The sequence below is a fragment of the Aerococcus sp. HMSC062A02 genome (assembly GCF_001809535.1).
Classification (GTDB): domain Bacteria; phylum Bacillota; class Bacilli; order Lactobacillales; family Aerococcaceae; genus Aerococcus.
In genome coordinates this window covers 1-6,734 of record NZ_KV797938.1, presented here as the reverse complement: position 1 = coordinate 6,734, position 6,734 = coordinate 1, and the positions used below count along the sequence as shown (strand labels likewise).

The 6,734-nt window shown below is 50.0% G+C and carries 4 protein-coding genes; 3 read left to right on the top strand and 1 reads right to left on the bottom strand.

Annotation, left to right across the window (positions count from 1 at the left end):
• Positions 1-700 precede the first annotated feature (700 nt).
• Positions 701-1,345 carry a phosphatase PAP2 family protein gene (locus tag HMPREF2626_RS07110; RefSeq protein WP_070619374.1) on the bottom strand — a complete coding sequence of 215 codons (645 nt, stop codon included), beginning with the start codon at positions 1,343-1,345 and terminating at the stop codon, positions 701-703.
• Between the two features lie 139 nt (positions 1,346-1,484).
• On the opposite strand from HMPREF2626_RS07110, the gene HMPREF2626_RS07105 reads away from it, so the two are divergent.
• The 3 genes from HMPREF2626_RS07105 (at position 1,485) to pnp (ending at position 5,804) form a co-directional block, all read left to right on the top strand.
• The gene (locus HMPREF2626_RS07105; protein WP_070619370.1) at positions 1,485-2,363 is read left to right on the top strand and encodes a DegV family protein; all 879 of its coding nucleotides are present in this window, start codon (positions 1,485-1,487) and stop codon (positions 2,361-2,363) included.
• A 155-nt stretch (positions 2,364-2,518) separates the two neighbouring features.
• Positions 2,519-2,788 carry a 30S ribosomal protein S15 gene (gene rpsO, locus HMPREF2626_RS07100; protein ID WP_067972344.1) on the top strand — a complete coding sequence of 90 codons (270 nt, stop codon included), beginning with the start codon at positions 2,519-2,521 and terminating at the stop codon, positions 2,786-2,788.
• 892 nt (positions 2,789-3,680) lie between these two features.
• Positions 3,681-5,804, top strand: a complete 2,124-nt coding sequence (pnp, locus tag HMPREF2626_RS07095; protein WP_070619367.1) for a polyribonucleotide nucleotidyltransferase — start codon at positions 3,681-3,683, stop codon at positions 5,802-5,804.
• Positions 5,805-6,734: the final 930 nt, after the last annotated feature.

The following is a 6,734-nucleotide window of genomic DNA, read 5'->3' as shown; positions in this document are numbered from 1 at the left end:
TTGACTTTTGGAGCAGGTTTGGGCTAGTACGGCTTCTGCCTACGATACGTAATTCGCTTTAGTCGGGTTCAGGCTAGCAGAAATAGCTCCTCTTCACAAAGAGCCGCCGAAGACTTTCAGTCTTCTCTGTCTCTTTGTTCCAGAGGTCTATTTCTACCGCTAGCCCTCTCACCCTGAAGCTTGCTTTTCATGGCTAACGATCACTTTCAAGGCTCCACTCCTGCTCCTATCAATATTGCAAGTTATTTTTAAATCAACATTGAATAGTACTATCAAAATATCTCTTTTAATATTATGGGGTGTTGGTAAAGCGATGTTGTGGTCTTATCGATATTGTCTGCTGCGATAAAAATATCCCTTATAAAAAATTAGAAAACCAGATCCTGAACTGTGTAGGATCTGGTTTTGTGCTTTTATTGGGAGAGGGGCTTACCAAGCTACACTCGGGCCTTTTAAGTGTGTATTGGGAAATGGCAATCCACATTCGTCCCTTTCAATTGTGGGTTGGGGATTATTAACCCACAATCGGCCCCTTCGATTGGGTGTTGGCGAATGGCAACCCACACTTGGCCCCTTTGATTGGGTGTTGGCGCTCGCCAAGCCACACTTAGGCGGTTTAATTGTGGGTTAGCCGCCCGCCACTCTCCAATTCCACCCAAAATCAAAAGGAAAAAGCAGGCACCCGGCCTGCTTTCGTTTATTATTGAACTTGTGGACGCTCATCCACCCAGCGGTCCATGGCGGCTTTGGCGAGGATGAGGCAGGCGAGGCCGAGGGAGAGGCCGGCCAGGGTGTCGGAGAAGTAGTGGACGCCGAGGAAGATGCGCGACCAGGCCAAAGCTAGGGAGAGGAGGCTCACCAAAGAGTAGAGGAGGGCGGGGTGCTTGAAGTGTCTGGGCCAGAGGTAGACCAGGGTCAGGGCCAGGCTACCGTAGAAGACGACCGAGCCCATGGAGTGGCCGCTGGGGAAGGAGTAGCCGCCGACCAGGATGAGATGGTCGAAGAGGTCGGGCCGGGGCCGTTCAATCAGGAACTTGACCAGCTGGTTGATGCCGGAGATGGTCAGGAAGTTGGTCAGCAGGAGCCAGGTGGCCAATTGTTTTTCTCTCTTGTAGACCAGCCAGATTCCCAAGAGAGCGATGAAGATCAGCTGCAGGTAGTTGTCGCCCAGGTAGGTGAAGGCGCGGACGATGGGGACCAAGAGGGGGTAGTGGCCGCCGTAGAGGGCCGTATTCACCGCCTGGTCCAGGGCCAAGAGGGCGGAGTTGCCCGTTGCAACAAGGCAAAGAATGATTAAAAAGGGCAGGCCAGCCAGTCCAGCGGCCCACAGGTAGTTTGTTTTCATGATTTTCCTCCATTAATGCAATACCTTTATTTTACGCGAATTTAAAGAAAAATAAAGTCTTTTTTAAGAGGGTTGAGAACAGACAGGGCAAAATTTCTTTGCTACAATGAATGGTAAGAATAAGAAATGGAGTGACGGGATGAAAGCAGCATTTATCATTGATAGTACAGCTAGTTTGCCGGATGAGTTGAGGAACCGGGACAATGTCTTTCAAGTGGACTTGTCGATGCGCTTTCCGGATGGCAAGGAATTTGCGGACACTGCTGAACCCGAGGCAGCCCAAGCCTTCTACGACTACCTGGACGCTTCGCCTGAACTGCCCCAGACCTCGCAGCCAGAGCCCCTGGCCTTCTACCAGCGGGCCCAGGAGATTATTGCGGGCGGCTATGATACGGTCTTCGCCATCTTCCTCTCCAGTAAGATCAGCGGGACTCTGAAGACGGCGCGGATGGTGCTGGAGGAATTCGCTGATGACTTCAAGACTTATTATATTGATTCCAAGGGGACCTCTTTCCAGATGCAGCACATCTTGCTTGAGGGCCTAGAGATGCTTGAAGCGGGTTGGCCGGCTGACCGCCTGGCCGAAGAGCTCCAGTGGATTGGCGATAATTCTCGGATCTATGTGGTGATTCCAGACCTCAAGACCTTCGTTAAAGGGGGACGGGCTTCCTTACTGACCGCCAAGCTGGGCAGTCTGCTCCGGATCAATGTGGTGGCCTACTTCAATGCGGCAGGGGAAGTTGTCCTCTACGACAAAGTGCGGACCAAGAAGAAGGTCATCCAAGCCTACCAGAAACTGCTGGACGAAGCCATCGCGGCCTATCCTCAAGGCATCCGCTTGGCCTTTGCCCATGGGGGAGTGCCGGAAGAGGCGGAGGAATTTAAGGCAGCTATCCACGGCCAGCATCCGGACCTAGATTGTATGATCGGCTATCTAACCCCTGTTTTGGGGACTCACGGCGGCAAGGGCTCGATCGGCATGGGGACCCTGGCCAAGCACCGCCCATTAGAGGATTAGTTTAGAAATATTTAAGGCATTTTCCCTTGCATTCTGAGCCTTTTGGGCGTATACTTTGGAGAGTGCCGTCATGGCATGACCTAGTACTTAGTCTTTGCGAGTCACCGACGATCGACTCAGTTCTAGGCAAAAATATAGAAAGAGGTGTTGTCAAAATGGCAATTTCAAAAGAAGAAAAAACACAAATTATCGAAAAATATGCTACGCATGAAGGGGATACTGGGAGCCCAGAAGTACAAATCGCTGTACTTACCGCTGAAATCAATGCGCTGAACGCCCATGCCCAAACTCATAAGAAAGACCATCATTCATACCGTGGTTTGATGAAGAAGATTGGTCACCGTCGTAACTTATTAGCTTATTTACGTAACAAGGACGTTACCCGTTACCGTAACTTGATCCAAAGCTTAGGTTTACGTCGCTAATTCGATGTCAAAAAAGCGAGATTCGAGCAATTGGATCTCGCCTTTTTATTAAGAAAAATGAGCTTGGGGTTTGAATGGGAATTGTGCTATGAGCATACGTTCCGTCTTGAGTTTGATCGTTAAAGAGCCATGGAACCGGTGAGAGCCGAGGTCTCTCACCTAGCGAGTCTCAAAGAATTAGAGTGCGACAAAAGTCGGTTAAGCCTGAACCACTGGAGCAAAATCTAGAAGAGCCTTGCTAAAGGCTCGCCTAGATTTTGTGAAGTGGAGTCAGGGTTGACTTTTGGAGCAGGTTTGGGCTCGTACGGCTTCGCCTACGATCCCTAATTCACATCGCTTTCTTTTACATGGCTAACGATCAAACTCAAGCTCCGCTCCTGCTCATGAGTGGAATCCAAGCTAATTTTTGCCTGGTGCTTTGTTTGGTGGTTGTGTAGGAGGCTGTGCTGACGAGTTGCTATCTGCACTCAGAGCTTTTGAAGGCAAATAGGTGAGTTGCTATCTGTACTCAGGGCTCTTGAATGCAAATTGCTGACCTGCTATCTGCACTCAGGACACTCGAAGGCAAACTGGCGGGCTGCTATCTGTACTCAGGGCTTCTGAATGCAAATAGGCGCCACCCTCTCACCCCTGAGATGGCTACGGCCTTTGCTTATGGGGGAATCCCAAGCTGATTTTTTATGTTGGAATTTGTTAGTGCCTGTCTAGGTCTACTTTTCCTGTCTATGGATACTATTGTAAGTTAATTTTTATTGGATGATTGTTGTTTGAAATGGTAAGCGGCGTCTGTAATTCCTACTAACCAAAGAAGTGGGGCCTGGCCTTCAATTTGGACCTAGTTCTTTGTTTAGTAGCTTACGACGCCATGCAAAAAGAGAAAAAGGAGCATGACATGTCTGAAGAAAAGAAAGTCTATAAAATGAACTGGGCGGGGCGTCCGCTCCAGGTTGAGATTGGCCAGTTGGCTAAGCAGGCTTCTGCGGCGGTCCTCGTGCGTTACGGGGAGACGGTTGTTTTAACAGCTGTGGTTGGGGCCAAGGAGCCTAAGGAAGGACAAGATTTCTTCCCTCTCCAAGTGCTTTATGAAGAGAAGATGTACGCTGCGGGTAAGATTCCGGGCGGCTATATCAAACGGGAAGGGCGGCCAAGTGAGCACGCTACCTTGACGGCACGTTTGATCGACCGGCCCATCCGTCCGCTTTTCCCTGAAGGTTACAAGAATGATGTTCAGGTGATCAATACCGTGATGTCGGTAGACCCTGACTGCAGCCCTGAGATGGCGGCCATGTTCGGGTCTTCCCTGGCGCTCGGCATCTCCAGCATTCCTTTTGAAGGACCGATTGCGGGGGTCAATGTGGGCCGGGTGAATGGCGACTTGATGATCAATCCAACCGCTGACCAGCAAGCCCAGTCCGACCTGGAATTGACGGTTGCGGGGACCTCTAAGGCCATCAACATGGTGGAATCTTCCGCGTCCGAACTGAGCGAGGACGAGATGTTGGCAGCCCTCATGTTCGGTCACGCCAATATCAAGGAAATGACCTATTTCCAAAAACAAATCATCGACGAAATCGGCCAAGAAAAGGTCGACTATGTGCCGGATGAATTGGATCCTGAGCTGGAAGCGGAGATCGTGACCAACTACCACCAACGCATGGTGGAAGCCATTCAAACCTTCGACAAGTTGGAACGGGAGGAAAATATCCAAGCGGTTAAGGATGAAATCCTGTCTGTTTATGATGCTCGCTTCCTCGAAGACGAAGACTTTATCCAGATCCACCAACAAGTGGCGGACCTGGCTGATAAGTTGGAGTACAATGAAGTCCGCCGCCTGATTACGGATGACAAGGTCCGTCCCGATGGCCGTCAAATCGACGAAATCCGTCCTTTATCTTCTGAAGTGGGACTCTTGCCTCGCGCCCACGGATCTGGTCTCTTTACCCGGGGCCAAACTCAAGTGTTGTCGGCATGTACTTTGGCACCACTGTCAGAAGCCCAACACATCGACGGCTTAGGACCTGACTACGACCAACGTTTTATCCACCACTACAACTTCCCCCAATACTCTGTGGGCTCAAACGGCCGCTACGGCTCACCAGGCCGGCGTGAAATCGGCCACGGGGCTTTGGGCCACCGTGCTCTGAGCCAGGTGATCCCAGAAGAAGAAGACTTCCCATACACCATCCGCTTGGTGGCTGAAGTTCTAGAATCTAACGGCTCGTCTTCCCAAGCTTCCATCTGTGCTTCAACCTTAGCCATGATGGACGCTGGTGTGCCAATCAAGGCGCCGGTTGCCGGGATTGCCATGGGTCTGGTCATGAACGAAGCAGATGAAATCAAGTACACCATTTTGACGGACATCCAAGGCCTGGAAGACCACCTGGGCGACATGGACTTCAAGGTGGCGGGGACTGCTGAAGGGATTACCGCCCTGCAGATGGATATCAAGATCAAGGGAATTACTGAGGAAATCCTGCGCGAATCCCTGGCCCAAGCTAAGCAAGCGCGGATGCAGATCCTCGACCAAATCACCTCTACGATTGCCGAACCACGGGCTGAACTGAGCAAGTATGCGCCTAAGATCGGCAAGATCCGCATCGACGAAGACCAAATCAAGGTCGTGATCGGTAAGGGTGGCGAAACCATCAACGGGATCATCGACGAAACCGGCACCAAGATCGACATCGCGGATGACGGCCTGGTGACTATCTACTCCGATGACCAAGCTATGATCGACCGCGCCATTGAAATTATCGAACAGCTGACTCTGAAGATCGAAGTCGGCCAAATCTACGAAGGCAAGGTCTTCCGTATTGAAAAATTTGGTGCCTTCGTTGACCTGGCGCCTGGCCAAAACGGCATGATCCACATCTCCGAACTCCAACACAAACGGACCAACAAGGTGGAAGATGTGGTCAATATTGGCGATATCGTCCGCGTTAAGGTGATCGAAGTCGACGACCGCGGCCGGATCAACCTGTCCATGAAGGCTCTGACGGATAAGGACGAAGAGTAGGCTGGGATTGGATGCTTGATGATGGGGATTGAATGCATTAACATTGTTGAGCATGCGTTCTGCTTTGAAAGTGATCGTTAAAGAGCCGTGGCATCGGTTCGGGCCAAGGTCCCTCACCTAGCGAGACTCAAACGTATCGTATGGCTAGCGCCTACGATACGTAATTAGCTTCGCTTGCTTGGTCACGGCTAACGATCACTTTCAAGCTCCACTCCTGCTCATGATTTGGAGAAGCAATCGGATTTCATTGTTTGCATTAAGCATTAAATTGAAAAAAAGAAATGGTGCTTTGATTTTAATAAGAGTAATCAAATAGCCAGCAACACAAATAAAGCAGCTAGTGACCTGAAAGAAGGAGCTAGCTGCTTTTTTTGCGTTCTCAATATTTTTAAATATAATATAAACAAAATATATCGTTTTATCAATAACTATCAGAGACCTAGTAAATTTCCAGAGCTACAGGCTGAGAAACTGCAATATCACGGGAGAAGATGCGGTAACGCGCTGAGCAACTGCAATATCATAGGGGAAGATGCAGTAGCACATCGAGAAACTGCAACATCGCGAGTGAAGATGCAGTAAGACATCAAGAAACTGCAATATCGAAGGAGCAGATGCAGTAACGGTTTGAGAAGCTGCCAGTTCTTAAGAGAAGAGGCAGGAACGGATGCCCCAGCACAGTTCATTTCATACAAAAAATCCCCTAGCTTGCTGCTAGAGGATTTAGGATAACAAAAGTTGAAAACTTTTGTTACATATTATCTAGTCGGGTTTGCAAGAGCAGCTTTGGCGTGCTTTCGCAAGTTGGGAACGTGCAAGCGTGGCTTGCCCTTATCCCAACTTACTCCAAGCATCCAAAGCTGAACGCTCTCCCTCACACCCTTAGTCGGGTTCGGTTGCGCAGCTTCCTTGTCACTTCACAAGTCTCCG

Excerpts from the sequence above, each read along its gene's own strand:
- HMPREF2626_RS07105 (WP_070619370.1), top strand. The coding sequence starts at position 1,485 with ATGAAAGCAGCATTTATCATTGATAGTACAGCTAGTTTGCCGGATGAG.
- rpsO (WP_067972344.1), top strand. The coding sequence starts at position 2,519 with ATGGCAATTTCAAAAGAAGAAAAAACACAAATTATCGAAAAATATGCT.
- HMPREF2626_RS07110 (WP_070619374.1), bottom strand. The coding sequence starts at position 1,345 with ATGAAAACAAACTACCTGTGGGCCGCTGGACTGGCTGGCCTGCCCTTT.
- pnp (WP_070619367.1), top strand. The coding sequence starts at position 3,681 with ATGTCTGAAGAAAAGAAAGTCTATAAAATGAACTGGGCGGGGCGTCCG.